General features: G+C 71.5%; 12 protein-coding genes. 6 read left to right on the plus strand and 6 right to left on the minus strand.

Annotation, left to right across the window (positions count from 1 at the left end; all coding sequences use genetic code 11):
* Positions 1-132 precede the first annotated feature (132 nt).
* Positions 133-1,251, plus strand: a complete 1,119-nt coding sequence (locus PH203_RS10060) for a histidine kinase (protein ID WP_289918767.1) — start codon at positions 133-135, stop codon at positions 1,249-1,251.
* A gap of 117 nt (positions 1,252-1,368) precedes the next feature.
* Here the strand turns inward: PH203_RS10060 and PH203_RS10065 are convergent, their stop codons facing one another.
* The 6 genes from PH203_RS10065 to PH203_RS10090 form a co-directional block, all read right to left on the minus strand.
* Positions 1,369-1,980, minus strand: a complete 612-nt coding sequence (locus PH203_RS10065; protein WP_289918768.1) for a response regulator transcription factor — start codon at positions 1,978-1,980, stop codon at positions 1,369-1,371.
* 118 nt (positions 1,981-2,098) lie between these two features.
* Positions 2,099-4,414 (minus strand): MMPL family transporter, encoded by a 2,316-nt coding sequence (locus PH203_RS10070; RefSeq protein ID WP_289918771.1) that lies wholly within the window; start codon positions 4,412-4,414, stop codon positions 2,099-2,101.
* 87 nt (positions 4,415-4,501) lie between these two features.
* Positions 4,502-6,163 (minus strand): allophanate hydrolase, encoded by a 1,662-nt coding sequence (atzF, locus tag PH203_RS10075; protein WP_289918772.1) that lies wholly within the window; start codon positions 6,161-6,163, stop codon positions 4,502-4,504.
* 11 nt (positions 6,164-6,174) lie between these two features.
* Positions 6,175-9,693: a 5-oxoprolinase/urea amidolyase family protein gene (locus PH203_RS10080; protein WP_289918775.1), complete on the minus strand. Its 3,519-nt coding sequence runs from the start codon at positions 9,691-9,693 to the stop codon at positions 6,175-6,177.
* On the minus strand, positions 9,690-10,304 hold the full coding sequence (locus PH203_RS10085; RefSeq protein ID WP_289918778.1) for an urea amidolyase associated protein UAAP2: 615 nt from the start codon (positions 10,302-10,304) through the stop codon (positions 9,690-9,692). Before PH203_RS10085 ends, PH203_RS10080 begins: the two co-directional genes overlap by 4 nt.
* Complete coding sequence (locus PH203_RS10090; RefSeq protein WP_289918779.1) at positions 10,301-11,125, minus strand: urea amidolyase associated protein UAAP1; 825 nt, start codon at positions 11,123-11,125, stop codon at positions 10,301-10,303. The genes PH203_RS10085 and PH203_RS10090 overlap by 4 nt, the downstream gene beginning before the upstream one ends.
* Positions 11,126-11,291: 166 nt before the next feature.
* On the opposite strand from PH203_RS10090, the gene PH203_RS10095 reads away from it, so the two are divergent.
* The 5 genes from PH203_RS10095 (at position 11,292) to PH203_RS10115 (ending at position 15,194) form a co-directional block, all read left to right on the plus strand.
* Positions 11,292-11,918 carry a TetR/AcrR family transcriptional regulator gene (locus PH203_RS10095; protein ID WP_289918783.1) on the plus strand — a complete coding sequence of 209 codons (627 nt, stop codon included), beginning with the start codon at positions 11,292-11,294 and terminating at the stop codon, positions 11,916-11,918.
* Positions 11,919-12,201: 283 nt separating this feature from the next.
* Complete coding sequence (locus tag PH203_RS10100) at positions 12,202-13,785, plus strand: ATP-binding protein (RefSeq protein ID WP_289918786.1); 1,584 nt, start codon at positions 12,202-12,204, stop codon at positions 13,783-13,785.
* Positions 13,782-14,189, plus strand: coding sequence for a roadblock/LC7 domain-containing protein (locus PH203_RS10105; protein WP_046261836.1), 408 nt, complete (start codon positions 13,782-13,784; stop codon positions 14,187-14,189). Before PH203_RS10100 ends, PH203_RS10105 begins: the two co-directional genes overlap by 4 nt.
* Positions 14,186-14,593: a DUF742 domain-containing protein gene (locus PH203_RS10110; RefSeq protein WP_289918796.1), complete on the plus strand. Its 408-nt coding sequence runs from the start codon at positions 14,186-14,188 to the stop codon at positions 14,591-14,593. Before PH203_RS10105 ends, PH203_RS10110 begins: the two co-directional genes overlap by 4 nt.
* Positions 14,574-15,194, plus strand: coding sequence for an ATP/GTP-binding protein (locus PH203_RS10115; protein ID WP_289918799.1), 621 nt, complete (start codon positions 14,574-14,576; stop codon positions 15,192-15,194). The genes PH203_RS10110 and PH203_RS10115 overlap by 20 nt, the downstream gene beginning before the upstream one ends.
* Positions 15,195-15,242: the final 48 nt, after the last annotated feature.

Raw genomic sequence — 15,242 nt, forward strand, 5'->3', positions numbered from 1 at the left:
GTCTGACGGGAACCTGGAGAAGTGTTCGGGACACGAGCTGTCCATGAATTCATCACGTTGTGTGGTTGTTCGCATGCATGCGGCGAACCGGGTCCGGCCTCGCCTAGCATCCCGGACCAGGGGGGTGAGTGGATGTCGGATGCCGCTGACCGGCCGGAACTCACCGCCTTCAGGGCGCTGCTTCCGGTGCTGGGCGGGTTCCTCGTCCTCGGGGTGCTGGGCATTCTGGCCCGGCGTCCCGACGCGGGCGCCGCGGCGGTTGCGCTGGTCTGTCTGGCCGGCGCGAGCGGGCTTCAACTCGTCTGTGCGGCAAGGGAGCTGCGTGAGCGCTTCGGCACCCTGGTCCTCGCGCCGCAGACGCTGCTCGCGCTGCTCCCGCCCGTCGTCTCCGGCTTCAGCTGGCCCGGTATGTTCGGCTTTCTCGCCGGATCACTGATGCTCGCGCTCGGACCCCTGCCGGGCCTGGTCGTCGTCGGCGGCGCGTGTGCGACCGGTGCGCTTCTCCGGCTCGACTGGCGGGACTGGGCGTTCGACGGGGCCGCGACGGCGGCCGTGGGGCTCGCCCTGTACGGCACGACCCGGCTCGCCGAACTCGTCGTGCGCGCCCGTGCCGCCCGGGAGCCGTTCGCCTGGCGGGCCGTCGCGCAGGAGCGCAACCGCTTCGCCCGGGATCTGCACGACCTCCTCGGCTACAGCCTCTCGGCGATCGCGCTCAAGACCGACCTCGCCCATCGGCTGGTGCGCAGCGAGCCCGACCGTGCGCTGGCGGAGCTCGACAGTGCGCGGGACGTGGCCCAGCAGGCCCTCGGCGATGTGCGTGCCGTGGCCCGCGGCCACCGCGAACTGTCCTTCGCCGTCGAGGCGGAGTCCGCGCGTTCGCTGCTCGCGGCCGCCGACATCCGGGCCAGTGTCGATGTGCGGTGTGCGGTGCCGGACCCGGTGGGCACCGTGCTCGCGACCGTGCTGCGCGAGGGCGTCACCAATGTGATCCGGCACAGCAAGGCCACCGAGTGCCGTATCGAGGTGCGTGACCGGGGGGACGGATTCATCCGGTTCACCCTGTCCAACGACGGCGTGCGGAAGAGCTCAGGGCGCTCCTGCCAGGGCGGGGGTGGAGGCGGTGGGCTCGGCAATCTCGCCGAGCGGCTGGCCGCCGTCGGTGGCCGGCTCGTCGTGGGCACCGACGAGCGCGGCTGGTACCGCGTGGTGGCCGAGGCGCCGTCGGCACCGGCCGCCGTTCAAGAGATGTGAAACGCGCCCGAGTTCGCAGCGGGGGTGGCCGAGGCGCCACCGCCGCACTCGACGGCGCGCCCGGCCCCCTTCAAGTCCTGTGAAGTTCCCCCGAGTTCACGCCTGGACGGCGTGCCCTCACATCAGCCACCCCGCGTCCTGCGCGATCCGCACCGCGTCCAGCCGGTTGCGCGCCCCCAGCTTGGTCACCGCCGACGTCAGATAGTTGCGCACCGTCCCCACCGACAGATGGAGCCCGGCCGCGATCTCCGTCGCCTCCGCGCCGCGCGAGGCGCGCCGCAGGATCTCCGTCTCGCGGTCCGTGAGCGGGCTGTCCCCGGTGTCCAGGGCGGCCAGCGCCAACTCGTTGTCGAACACCCGCTCCCCGGCGGCGACTTGGCGCACCGCCTCGGCCAGCCGGCCCGCGGGCGCGTCCTTGAGGACGAACCCGGTGACCTTCTGGGTCAGCGCCCGGCGCAGGGTGCCCGGCTTGCCGAGGCTGGTGATGATCACGGTGCGGCACTCCGGCAGCGCCTCCCGGAGCTCGGCGGCGGCGCTGATGCCGTCGAGCTTCGGAAGGTGGATGTCGATGACCGCCACATCGGGCCTGGCGGCCAGCGCCGCGCCCACGACGGCATCGCCCGCCGCCACTTCCGCGACGACGTCGAAATCGGGTTCCAGATTCAGCAGCGCCACCAACGCGCCCCGAACCATCCCCACATCCTCCGCCAGCAGAATCCGAATCAACATTCCCCCCAGAGGTCGGCCGGACGGCAGCAGTACCCCGCGAGCCCGGGAGTCTAACTGCCCCATATGACCGTTCTGATTCCTCTGGGTGAAGGCCACCGCAAAGCAGCCATGAGCTCCGCTAGGCGCGCTCCACCGAATGGGAACCGATGAGCGACTCCTGGGCTCCGCGCTCCTCGGGAACCACGGCAGACACAGTGGCGGGCTCCGATTCGGAGATTCCGATACGACGGTGAAGGCGCCGGAGCACACCGGGCGCCCACCAGGTGGCGCGCCCCGTCAGCCGCAGCACCGCCGGCACCAGCAGGCTGCGCACGACCATGGCGTCCATCAGCACGGCCAGCCCCACCCCCAGGCCGAGCATCTTGATGTTGGTTACCCGGGAGGTCCCGATCGCCACCATCACGAAGCCCAGGATCACCGCGGCCGCCGTGATCAGACCCCCGGTGCGCCGGATGCCGAACTCCACGGCCGCGCGGTGGTCGCCCGAGCGCTCGTACTCCTCCTGGATCCGCGAGACCAGGAAAACCCCGTAGTCCATGGAGAGTCCGAAGGCCACGCAGAACATCAGCACCGGCAGCGCGGTCTCGATGTCCCCGGTCGGGGTGAAGCCGAGCAGCCCCGACAGATGCCCCTCCTGGAAGACCCACACCACGGCCCCGAACATGGCCGTCAGACTGAGGGCGTTGAGCAGGACCGCCAGCAGCGGCAGCACCAGACTGCCGGTCAGCAGGAAGATCAGCAGCAGGGTGGTCACCGCGATGGCGCCCAGCGCCCAGGGCAGCCGTTCGGCGGTGCCGTGCTGGGTGTCGGCCAGGACGGCGGCGGCGCCTGTAACAGAAGCCTTGAACGGCACCGGAATTGACCGAATGTCAGTCACCAGATCGAGTGAAGACGCCGAGGTGGCCTCGCCCTTGGGCAGCACCGTCACATATCCTGTGCCGCCGCTCGCCTGAGCCGCCTCGGCGGGTGTGGCCGCACGGACCCGGGCGCCGTCCACGTACAGCCCGCCGGGGCCGGAGACCCGTACCACGTCCGGGAGTCGGGACACCGTGCGGCTGAAGTCGGCGAGTGTCCCCGCCGAGACCCGGTGGCCCTCCGTCAGTACCGCGAGCGCGCTGCCGGGACTGCCGGGGAACTCCTCACGGATCTCCTGCTGGACCACGTGCGCGGTCGTGGCGGCGGGGAGCTGCCGGTCGTCGGCCGTGCCGAACTGCACGTCCTTGAAGGGCAGTCCGAGTGCGACGAGTACCGCCACCGTGCCGATCGCGAAGAACGGCGCCCGGCGCATCACCAGCCGGGCGAGCGCCGCCCAGCCCGCTCCCGGCTCCCGACGGCGCTCCTTGACGCGCCGCGGCAGCAGCTTCCGTGCGTCGAGAGCGTCGACCCGCCGCCCCAGCAGGACCAGCAGCGCGGGCAGCGCGATCAGCGAAGCCGCCGCCGCGATGAGGACCACCGCGATCCCGGCGTACGCGAACGACCGCAGGAAGTACTGCTCGAAGGCGAACATCGACGCCAGCGACACCGCGACCGTCAGGGCCGAGAACAGCACCGTGCGCCCGGCGGTCCGCAGGGTCGTCGCCACCGCCGTGCGCGGATCGGCGCCCGTCGCGACCTCCTCGCGGTGGCGCCGCACGATGAACAGGGCGTAGTCGATGGCGAGTCCGAGGCCGAGCGCGGTGGTGAGGTTCTGGGCGTAGACCGACACCTCGGTGAACTCGGTGAGCACCCGCAGCACGGCATTGGTGCCGAGGATCGCCATGATCCCGACGAGCAGCGGCAGCAGCGCGGCCACGACACTGCCGAAGACCAGCACCAGCAGCACGAGGGTGACGGGCAGGGCGATCATCTCCGCCCGGATCAGGTCTTCCTCGATCACTTCCTGCGAGGCGTGCCGCACGGCCGCCGGACCGCCGACCCGCACCTCGACCGACCCGTGCCGCCCCTCGTACGAGGGCAGGATGCGCTCCAGCACGGCGTCCACCGTGTCCTCGTCACCGGCGATACGCGCGGTGATCAGCGCCTCGCCGCCGTCCTTCGCGCGCAGCCCCCGCTCCTTGCCGTCCCAGTACGAGACGACACCGCCGACCGACTTCTCGGCCCCGAGCCGCGCCGCCAACTCCTTCGCATCGGCGGTCACCTGGGGCCCGTCGACGTCACCCTCCCGCGCCGAGACCATCAGCAGCAGATTCGGCTGCGAGGCGGGCCGCTGCTCCTCCAACACCCGTGTGGCGTACGTCGACTCCGCCCCCGGGATCTGCGAGCCGCCGCTGCTCATCCGGTCCGCCGCGCTACCGCCGAGCACGGCGGCAGCGGCGGTGAGGGCCAGGACGAGCAGGAGCAGCAGTCGGGGCCGGGCCGTCACGGCCCGGCCCCAGTACCTCCCACCCCCGTCACGCGCTCGCGGTTGCGTCCGACCAGTGGGCCGCTCTGCCATCGGTCCGTCCCCTCCCGAGTCGCTGACGGGGACCCGATGGTGACGGGCGGGGCTTAAGCGCCGATTGCGGTTGTGTTGGGGCGTCCGTCAAGGCTGTCGCGGAGCAGGATCGCCTTGCAGATACGCCCGCCAGCCGCCGTACGACGTGATGTCCTCGGCGTCCACGAGCGCGGCGGGCTCGCACAGGAAGCCGGGGACGCGCTCACCGTCCGCCAGTTCCACACTCCCCAGCGCCATCGGCCGGGGCAGCGCCGCCAGCAGACGGCCCAGCCCCTCCGCCGGCAGCCGCCACACCTCCGCCTCGATCGCGGCACCGCCCCCGTCCGGACCGACCCGGACCAGACCGGGCTTGGGCGGAGTCGTCGCCAGGGCGTGCAGTCGGTAGGCATCGGCCGTGGTGGTCGTACGTTCCAACCGGGCGCCCAGGGAGAGGAGTTGCGGGTTGAGGGGCTGGCCCGTGAGGTGCGCGCCCACGACCGCGATCCGGGTTTCGGGCCGCAGCAGCCCCGCGATCCGCGCCAGCCGCTCGTCCGTGAACGCCGGGCCGATCAGCATCACACCGAACGGCAGGCCGCTCACCTCGCTGGCGGGGACGGCGACCGCCGCCAGGTCGAAGAGGTTCGTGGAGTTGGTGAACCGGCCCATCCGGGCGTTGACGCCCAGCGGGTCGGCGGCGACCTCGGCGAGGGTGGGGTGGCCCGGCGTGGTGGGCAGCAACAGGGCGTCCGCGTCGGCGAGTCCGGCGAGGGCGCGGGTGCGCAGGGCGGCCAGTCGGTCGTGGTCGGCGTAGAGCTGGTGGGCCGGGATGCCGCGGGCTCGGGTGATGATGCCGGCGACGGTGGGGTCTAGATCCGCACTTCCTTCCTCGATCAGCTTGTCGACAAAGCTCCCCACTGCCGTGTAGCGCTCGGCGACGAACGCGCCCTCGTACAGCATCGCCGCGGCCTCGGTGAAGGGCGTGAGGTCGATCTCGCGCACCGACGCCCCCGCTGTCACGAGCTGCTCGATCGCCGCCTCGTACGCCTCCGCCCAGCCCTCGTCCAGCTCGCCGAGTTGCTCCCGCGCCGGTACCGCGATCCGCCAGGGGCCGGGCGGGCGACCCGGGAGGGAGGGGAGCGTGCCGGACGTCATGTGGGACAACGCCTGCTCGGCCTCCGGGAGCGTGCGGGCGAAGACCGTCACGCAGTCGATGGAGGCGCAGGCCGGGACGACCCCGGCCGTCGGCACCAGGCCGCGGGTGGGCTTGAGGCCGACGATGCCGTTGAAGGCGGCCGGCACCCGGCCCGAGCCCGCGGTGTCGGTGCCGAGCGCGAGGTCGACGATCCCGAGGGCCACCGCGACGGCCGAGCCGGAGCTGGAGCCGCCGCTGATGTACTCGGGGTCGTAGGCGTTGCGCACCGCTCCGTGCGGCGAGCGCGTCCCCACCAGGCCGGTCGCGAACTGGTCCAGGTTCGTGGTCCCCAGGACGATCGCACCCGCCGCCCTGAGCCGCGCCACGACCGGGGCGTCGGCCTCGGGGCGGTAGGCGTACGCCGGACATCCCGCGGTCGTGGGCAGCCCGGCGACGTCGATGTTGCCCTTGACGGCCAGGAGGCGCCCGGCGAGGGGGAGGTGCTCACCGGCGGCCACACGCGCCGCCACCGCACGTGCCTCCGCCTCGACCTCGTCCTCGGGGCGCAGGTCGATCCAGATCTCGGGGCGGTCCACGGCCTCGATGCGCGCGTAGGCGGCACGGATTCTCGACAGCATGTGCACCTCTCTCAGTTCACGGACGTTCGGTCCACGGGCGCGAGCACGAGCAACGCCGTCCCCGCCTCCACCTGGTCGCCCGGCCTCGCCAGGATCCGAGCCACCACGCCGGCCATCGGTGCGGGCACCCTGGACTCCATCTTCATCGCCTCCAGCGCCAGCAGCGGCTGACCGGCGGTCACCTCGTCGCCCGGCTCGACGTTCAACTGCCAGACGGAGGCCGCGAATTCGGCCTCGACGATCCGGCCCCCGGCCGGCACCTCGACGGACTCCGGGGTGACGGCCGGAGCCGACACCGCCTCCGCGCGGGCGAACTCGCCCGCCGCCTCCCAGGCGTCCCGCTCGGCCGCGAAGGCTGCCCGCTGCCGGGCCCTGAACTCACCGATGGACTCGGCGTTCTCGGCGAGGAACGCCTGGTACTCGGCGAGCGAGAAGGTCCCCTCCTCGATCCGCGGCACGAACCGCCCGGAGGTGATGTCGGCCCGCAGTTCCAGGAGTTCGTCGGCGTCCACCGGATACCACCTGATCCGGTCGAAGAACCTGAGCAGCCAGGGCGACCCCGGCTCGAACGCGCCGCGCTGCTGCCACCCCGACCACACCTGCGTCGTACGGCCCACGAACTGGTAGCCGCCGGGCCCTTCCATGCCGTAGATACACAGATAGGCGCCGCCGATGCCGACGGAGTTCTCGGCGGTCCAGGTGCGGGCCGGGTTGTACTTGGTGGTCACGAGGCGGTGCCGTGGGTCGAGCGGGGTGGCCACAGGGGCTCCCAAGTACACGTCTCCCAGGCCGAGTACGAGGTACTCGGCGTCGAAGACCGTGGTGTGGACGTCGTGCACCGACTCCAGCCCGTTGACCCGGCGGATGAACTCGATGTTCCAGGGACACCAGGGCGCGTCGTCCCGCACCCCCGCCATGTAGCGGGCGATCGCCTCGCGGGTCGCCGGGTCGTCCCAGGAGAGGGGGAGATGGACGGTCCGGGAGGGGACGACGAGTTCGTCCGTCGGGGGCAGCGTCCCGACGATCTCCCGTACCGCGGTGAGCAGTTCGCGCTGCGGCAGCCGTTGGGGGTCCGCCTGGATCTGGAGCGAGCGGATACCGGGCGTGAGGTCCGTGACCCCGGGCAGACACGCCTCGGCCACCGACTCCATCAGCGCGTGGACACGCATGCGCAGCGCCAGGTCCAGCTGCATCGGCCCGAACTCGACCAGCAGGTTGTCGTCACCGCTGCGGCGGTACGTCACATCGCCGTCGCGCGCGAGCACCCCGCCGTCGACGATCACCTCCCGAGGCGCACCGTCCACGTCCACCGGCACGAACCGGACCGTGTCGCCCGGCCGCAGCTGGCCCAGCTTCCAGCGCTCGCCGCTGATCACCGTCGCCGGGCACACGAACCCGCCGAGCGAGGGCCCGTCCGGGCCCAGCAGCACCGGCATGTCGCCCGTGTAGTCGACCGCGCCGACGGAGTAGGGGGTGTCGTGGATGTTGGAGGGGTGCAGGCCCGCCTCCCCGCCGTCCGTGCGCGCCCAGCGCGGCTTGGGGCCGACCAGCCGGACACCGGTACGGGCGGAGTTGAAGTGGACCTTCCATTCGGCGGCGTAGAAGTCGCGGATGTCGTCCTCGGTGAAGAACTCCGGTGCCGCGTGGGGCCCTTCGACGGCGCCTATGTGCCAGGCCGAGCCGAACGAGGGCCGGTCCGTGACCGGGGTGCCCGCGGCCCGCGCACCCCCGTGCAGCACGTCCCCCGTCCGCAGCGCCCGCCCGCCGTGTCCGCCGAACCGGCCCAGCGTGAAGGTGCTCGCGCTGCCGAGGAAGGCGGGGACGTCGAGGCCGCCCGCGAACAGCACATAGGTCCGCAGACCGTGTTCGGCAGGCGGGCCGATCTCCAGTACGGCCCCGGCGGGCACCGTCACCGGCTCCCACCGGGCGACCGGTGTGCCGTCCACGGTGACCGGGGCGGGCGCACCCGTCACACACACGGTCGTGGCGTGGCTGAACCTCAACGACGGCCCCTGGAGGGTGCATTCGAGGCCCGGCGCCCCCTCGTGGTTGCCCACCGCCAGATTGCCCAGCCGGAACGACCGGTCGTCCATCGGACCGCACGGCGGCACACCGACCTGCCAGTAGCCGGTACGGCCGGGCCAGTCCTGCACGGTGGTGAGGGTGCCGCCGGAGACGACCTCGATCCGGGGCGTCGGGTCGTGCACCTCGGCGAGGGTCGCCGTCGAGTGCACAGCCGCCGCGAACCGCGCGTCCGCGAGCGCCGCCCTGACCAGCCCCAGGTTCGTCTCGATCCCGTCGACCCGGGTACGGGCCAGCGCCCGGTCCAGCCGCTCCAGCGCGTGGGCACGATCCGAGCCGTACGCGATGACCTTCGCGAGCATCGGATCGTACGACGTCGTCACCTCGGTGCCGGTCTCCACCCAGCCGTCGATCCGCACCCCGGGCGGGAACTCGACCCGCGTCAACAGGCCCGCGCTGGGCCGGTGTTCGCGGGAGGGGTCCTCGGCGTACACGCGGGCCTCGACTGCGTGGCCGCGCGGGGTGCCGGGGTCGCGGACGACGTCGCGCTCGCCGCGGGCCAGCCGCAGCATCCAGGCGACCAGATCGACGCCGTAGATCTCCTCGGTGACCGGATGCTCCACCTGCAGGCGGGTGTTGACCTCAAGGAAGTACGCCTCCTCGCGGGCGGCGTCGTAGACGAACTCGACGGTCCCGGCGGAGCGGTAGCCGACACGGGCGCACAAGTCACGGGCGCTCGACGCGAGTCGGTCCCGCACACGGTCGGGCAGTCCCGGGGCCGGTGCCTCCTCCAGCACCTTCTGGTTGCGGCGCTGGAGGGAGCAGTCGCGGTCGCCGAAGGTGACCACCCGGCCCTCGCCGTCGCCGAAGACCTGTACCTCGACATGGCGGGCCTGCTCGACGAGGCGCTCCAGGAAGACACCCGCGGAGGAGAAGGAGGCGGCCGCGACCCGCTGCACCCGCTCCCAGGCGTCCGTCAGTTCCCCGGCGGACCGGCATGCCGACATACCGATGCCGCCGCCTCCGCCGGTCGCCTTGAGCATGACGGGATAGCCGATGCGGGAGGCTTCGGACAGCGCCTCCGCCACCGATCCCAGCAACCCCGTCCCCGGTGCAAGCGGCACCCCCGCCGCCTCGGCCGCCGCCCGTGCCGTGTGCTTGGCGCCGAACAGCTCCAGCTGCTCCGGCGTCGGCCCCACGAACACGATCCCGGCCTCCTCGCAGCGCCGCGCGAAGTCGGCGTCCTCCGAGAGGAATCCGTACCCGGGGTGGATGGCGCCCGCGCCGGTGTCCTTCGCCGCCTTCAGGACCAGGTCGGCGTCGAGATACGACTCCTTCGCGGGCGCGGGCCCGAGGCGCACGGCCGTGTCCGCGAGCCGGACGTGGGCCGCCGAGCGGTCGGGGTCGGAGTACACGGCGACCGTGCGCAGGCCCAGCTCCCGTGCCGTACGGATGATCCGGACCGCGATCTCGCCCCGGTTGGCGACCAGCAGCGTGTCGAAGCTCATCCGGCGGCCCCGATCGTCATCTCCACCGCCGTCGGCTCGAAGCCGTTGCAGGGGTTGTTGATCTGGGGGCAGTTGGAGACCAGCACCAGCACATCGGTCTCCGCCCGCAGGGTGAGCTTCAGCCCCGGCGCCGAGATGCCGTCGACGATGCCGAGGGTGCCGTCCTTCTCGACCGGCACGTTCATGTACCAGTTGATGTTGGAGACCAGGTCCCGCTTGCCGAGGCCGTGACGCGCGCCCTCGGCGAGGAAGTTGTCCACGCACGCGTGCTGCGACCAGGTGTGGTGGCCGTAGCGGAGGGTGTTGGACTCCTTGGAGCAGGCGCCGCCCACCGTGTCGTGGCGGCCCACCTCGTCGTCGACCACCGTCATCAGCGGGGTGTGCTCGTTCGACATCAGCACACTGCCCGTGGTGAGGAAGACGTTCCCCTGGGCGTGGATGGTGTCGGGCGCGCTGTAGCGGACCGAGGTGTCGTGGGCGTCGTAGACGAGGAAGTCGACGGCCTGGTTGCCGTGCAGATCGGCGATGGTGAGGGTCTGCCCGGCGCGGACGACGGCGGACCAGGCGGCCCGGGCGGGAACGACGGTCCTCACAGGAACCACGGACGTCATACGAGCCCCCTCGCGGCGAGGAATTCGGCGGTGTTGAGGAAGGCGCGGCGGCCTTCCGGGGTGGCGTTCCACAGCGGGTCGGCCGGCCGGGTCGCGGCGGCCCGCCAGGCGAGCACCTCCAGCGGGGTGCTGAGGTAGTCGGGGCGTGGGTCGGCCGGGTGCGGCACGTTGGCGACGAGGACGATGACGTCCTGCTCGGTGCGCAGGGTCACGCTCCCGCCCGGGCCCGTCGACCCGGTGAAGTCCAGGGCGCCGTCCTCGCGGATCTCCACGCCCTGGAAGAAGGAGAGCGAGGGCGGCAGATCACGCGGCGCCAGCCCGTTCTTCGCGGCCGCCAGCTTGAACAGCTCCCGTCCGGCCGGGGAGGGGGACTGCGGGGTGCCGTCGCCGTACCGCCGGGTGTTCCGTACGAGGGTGGAGGTGCCGCACAGCGCGTCGTGGCGCCCGGAGGTGTCGGCGACCACCGAGGCGAGCACGCGGCCCTGGTCGGACAGGAGCAGCACGCCCTCGCCGAGGTAGGCGTTCCACTGGACCTTCACCGTGTCGGCGACGTTCAGCCGCTCCCAGGGCCGGTCCGCCGCGTAGAGCAGCAGATGCGCGCAGGCGTCGCCGCTGAGGTCGGTCAGACGCAGTTCGGTGCCGCGGGCCAGCACGCGGTGCGTGTAGTTGCCGCCCGCCACCGTCTCGGCCCACACCAGGTGCCCCGCCTCGCAGGGCGGCTCGGGCCAGTCGGCCGCCGGGACGACGGGCATCGCCTCCGCCCGCGCGCCCTCCTGGGCGCGGGCGTGATCGCGGGCTCCGTAAGTGGTCTCTGTCGCCATCGCGGGACCTCCGGCTCCGGTGCTATTTCTGTCGTGCGACAGAAATTAGGAGCGGGGCGGGTCGTACGGGTTGCCCGGGCGTTGCGGACCGGTTACCGCCGCCTCACCCGTCCTGACCGACGGCTTTTGAAGATCACCGCAAGACACGCTGTGCGAGGATCGACGTATGGGAACGACAGGTGGACGGCGGGTCGGCAGACCGCGGGCCGCACAGCGGCCGGACAGCGGGCTCGAACCGCGCGACGAACTGCTCGCCGCCGCCGCCGAGTTGTTCACCACCCGCGGCTACGCGGCCACCACCACCCGGGCCGTCGCCGAACGCGCGGGCATGCGCCAGGCGTCGATGTACCACTACGTCTCCGGCAAGGAGGAGCTGCTCGCCCGGCTCCTGGAGTCCACCGTCACCCCGTCGCTCGGCTACGCCCGTGAACTCCTCGCCGATGACACGACCGCGGCCGAGGACCGGCTGTGGGAGCTGTGCCGTGCGGACGTGGAGCTGCTGTGCGGGGGCACGCACAACCTCGGCGGCCTCTATCTGCTGCCCGAGGTGCGCGCCGAGCGCTTCGCCGGCTTCCATGCGGTGCGCGCCGAACTCAAGGACGCCTACCGGCAGTTGCTGGCCGCGACCGAGGTCGGCGGTGCGCTCGCCAAGAGTGAGCTCGATCTGCGCACGGATCTGGTCTTCGGGCTGATCGAGGGCGTCATCCTGGTCCACCGCTCCGACCCCGACCGGCCGGTGTCGGTGTTTGCGGAAGCCACCGCGGACGCGGCGCTGAGGATCGCCGGCATCTGAGGCCCGGCCGGACGAGGGCCGGGCCGGGGGTGCTTTCACCCGTCACGGTGAGTGCTTTTCGCATGCCTGTACGCCGTGACGCACCGTGTGCGAGTGGAGTCGCAGCGTGTAAATGGAGTCGAGGGTACTCCTTCTCCGGACCCCATTTCAGGTGCTTGCTGAATATGACACAGCGATGATCCGGTCGGACTAAGCTCGCCCGCGGCGCACCGAGTTGAGATGTATTCGTGCGCTTGTTCCCTATGTATGCGCATCCAAGCCGATTTGTTTCCGAGGGCCTTACATGGTGAGTGTTCAATCCCCACCCGTACGCCGTGAACTTCCCTACGCGCGCGTGCTGTTGCTGCCCGCGATAGCGATGGCCGCGGCCACCGGAGCCGCAGCCGCCGTTGTCACGGAGCCCGCCCGGACGGCCGTCGCCGTGTGCGGCACCGTCGGGATGCTCCTGGTGCTCGCGACGGCTTCCGAAGTGGTGCGCCGTGGCCGGGCCCTGCGCAAGCTGCGGGCCGAACATGCCCGTGACACTGCGTATCTGCATCAACGGGTCGCCGCCCACGAGGGCGAGATGCACCGGCTCGCCAAGGAGATCGTGCCCGCCACGATCCACCGGTTGCGATCCGGAAATTCGCCCGGTGAGGTGATTCGCCGCATCGGCGAGATCGACCCCTCCTACCGCGAACTCCCCGAGCCGCAGATGATGTTGATCAAGACCCTGCTCGACATCATCGACCGCGAGGAAGCCCTCCGCGACTCCACCCAGCGCTCCTTCGTCTCCATCGCCCGCCGCGTGCAGGCGATCGTGCACCAGCAGAACAACGAACTCCGCGAGATGGAGGAGGACCACGGCCGCAACCCCGAGGTCTTCGACGACCTGCTGCGCATCGACCACGGCACCGCGCTGATCGGCCGCCTCGCCGACTCCATCTCCGTCCTCGGCGGCGGCCGTCCCAGCCGTCAGTGGCCCGACCCCGTCCCCCTGTACAGCGTGCTGCGCGGCGGCATGTCCCGCATCCTCGAGTACCGCCGCATCAAGCTGGTCTCCATCGCCCAGGTCAACATCCGCGGCATCTCCGTCGAACCGGTCATCCACGCCGTCGCGGAACTCCTGGACAACGCCACGCGCTACTCACCGCCGCAGACCAAGGTCCACGTCACCGCCACCGAGGTGCAGACCGGCGTCGCCGTCGAGATCGAGGACGCCGGAGTCAGCTTCAGCGAGGAGGCCCGCAACCGGGCCGAAGGCATGCTGGAGAGCGCCAAGGCCGGTGTCGACCTCCAGGACCTGGGCGATTCCCCACGCCTGGGCCTGGCCGTCGTCGGCCGGCTCTGCACCCAGTTCAACATGCAGGTCTCGCTGCGCTCCTCGGCCTACGGCGGCGTCCGCGCCGTGCTGATCGTGCCGCGCGAGATGATGACCAGCGATCCGGCCCCCGGACTCGCCCACGGCATCGGCGCCGGCGCCGTGCCGAAGACCGAAGGTGCGCTCGAAGGTCCCAAGCGCGCACCGAAGCGGCGCCGTCCCACCAGCCCGCGCATCCCCGCCGGTGTCTCCATGGAGGACGACGTCCCCGTGGTCACCGAGTGGACCGCGGGCGGGCTGCCGCAGCGCCGCAGCCGGGTCAAGACCCCGCTCAGCCAGCGGATCGCCGAACAGGCCGCCATCGAGAAGGCCGAGCGGGAGGGCAGGCCGACCATCTGGTCGACGCCCGCCCCCGCCCCCGAGCCGGACAAGAAGGAACCCGAGCCCGGACTGTGGGTGGAGGCCTTCTGGAACGGACTCAAGGGCGACCCCGACCCGAGCGCACCCACCCAGCAGACCACCGAGCCGGCCCGCACCGAGGCCGACGACGAGAGGGACCACACGTGATCCAGCAGCGCGCCAACTTCGACTGGATGCTCAAGGATCTCGCCGACGGGGTACCAGGCATCGAGATGATCGTGGTGCTCTCCGCCGACGGCCTGCGCATCGCGCGCTACGGCGGCGACCCGGACGCCGCCGACCGTGTCGCCGCGGCCTGCGCGGGGCTCCAGAGCCTCGCCCACGCCGTCGCCCACGAGATCCCGGACAGCGACGGCCGGATGAAGATGGTCATCATCGAGATCAACGGCGGCTACTTCTATCTGATGGCCGCGGGCGCCAACGCCTATCTCGCGGTCCTGTCCGACGTGGTCGCCGAACCCGGTCTGATGAGCAACCGCATGCGCGACCTCGTCGTCAGAATCGGCGCCCACCTCACCAGTCCGCCCCGGCGGAACGGGCAGACCGTATGACTCCTCCGCAACGCCGACGGCGATACCCGAACCAGACGCCGGAAGAACCGCCCCCCCAACCCACGGGCGAGGGCAACGGAAAGCGCCCCCCGGAACGGCTCTATGTGGTCGCCGGACCGGACGGGAAGCGAGCCGACCTCGACCTCGTCGCGTTAATCGTGGCGCGCGCCGACCCGCCGCCCTCCGCCACCCCGGAGCAGACGGCGATCCTCCGGCTCAGCACGGCCCCGATCTCGGTCGCCGAGCTCTCGGCCTATCTGAGCCTGCCGTTCAGTGTGATGACCGCGCTGCTCACCGAGATGCTGACGGCCGAACTGGTGACGGCACGCGCCCCGATCGTCCGCCAGTCGCTCCCCGACCGTTCCCTTCTCGAAGCGGTGATGCATGGACTTCAAAGGCTCTGACACCATCCCCGGACCACGCAAAGAGGATCATCTGCCGCACACGGCCCAGGCCGCGGTGAAGATCGTGATCGTGGGCGGATTCGGAGTCGGCAAGACGACGATGGTCGGCTCGGTCAGCGAGATCAGGCCGCTGACCACCGAGGAGACCATGACCCAGGCCGGCATCGGGGTCGACGACAACTACGGCTCCGAGACCAAGACCGCCACCACCGTGGCCATGGACTTCGGCCGTATCAGCATCACCGACCAGCTCGTGCTGTACCTGTTCGGCACCCCGGGCCAGGAACGCTTCTGGTTCCTGTGGAACGGCCTGTTCGAGGGCGCGCTGGGCGCGGTGGTGCTGGTCGACACCCGCCGGCTCGAAGTCAGCTTCGACGTCATAGGACGTCTGGAGGAGCGCGGCGTGCCCTTCGTCGTCGCCGTCAACACCTTCCCGGACGGGCCCCGTTACCCCGTCGCGGACCTGCGCAGCGCGCTCGACCTTGCCCCGGAGATCCCCATCGTGGAGTGCGACGCGCGCCGCCGGGCCTCCAGCCGCGACACCCTGATGACCCTGATGCGCTTCCTGCACTCGCTCGCACTGACGGGTCAGCTCACCTGAGCCCGCGGTGAGCCCCGACCTCAACTCCCCAGCAACCGGATCCACTTC

Source organism: Streptomyces sp. S.PB5 (assembly GCF_030403745.1).
GTDB lineage: Bacteria > Actinomycetota > Actinomycetes > Streptomycetales > Streptomycetaceae > Streptomyces.

Excerpts from the sequence above, each read along its gene's own strand:
- PH203_RS10080 (WP_289918775.1), bottom strand. The coding sequence starts at position 9,693 with ATGAGCTTCGACACGCTGCTGGTCGCCAACCGGGGCGAGATCGCGGTC.
- PH203_RS10085 (WP_289918778.1), bottom strand. The coding sequence starts at position 10,304 with ATGACGTCCGTGGTTCCTGTGAGGACCGTCGTTCCCGCCCGGGCCGCC.
- PH203_RS10100 (WP_289918786.1), top strand. The coding sequence starts at position 12,202 with ATGGTGAGTGTTCAATCCCCACCCGTACGCCGTGAACTTCCCTACGCG.
- PH203_RS10095 (WP_289918783.1), top strand. The coding sequence starts at position 11,292 with ATGGGAACGACAGGTGGACGGCGGGTCGGCAGACCGCGGGCCGCACAG.
- PH203_RS10115 (WP_289918799.1), top strand. The coding sequence starts at position 14,574 with ATGGACTTCAAAGGCTCTGACACCATCCCCGGACCACGCAAAGAGGAT.
- PH203_RS10065 (WP_289918768.1), bottom strand. The coding sequence starts at position 1,980 with ATGTTGATTCGGATTCTGCTGGCGGAGGATGTGGGGATGGTTCGGGGC.
- PH203_RS10110 (WP_289918796.1), top strand. The coding sequence starts at position 14,186 with ATGACTCCTCCGCAACGCCGACGGCGATACCCGAACCAGACGCCGGAA.
- atzF (WP_289918772.1), bottom strand. The coding sequence starts at position 6,163 with ATGCTGTCGAGAATCCGTGCCGCCTACGCGCGCATCGAGGCCGTGGAC.
- PH203_RS10090 (WP_289918779.1), bottom strand. The coding sequence starts at position 11,125 with ATGGCGACAGAGACCACTTACGGAGCCCGCGATCACGCCCGCGCCCAG.
- PH203_RS10060 (WP_289918767.1), top strand. The coding sequence starts at position 133 with ATGTCGGATGCCGCTGACCGGCCGGAACTCACCGCCTTCAGGGCGCTG.
- PH203_RS10070 (WP_289918771.1), bottom strand. The coding sequence starts at position 4,414 with ATGGCAGAGCGGCCCACTGGTCGGACGCAACCGCGAGCGCGTGACGGG.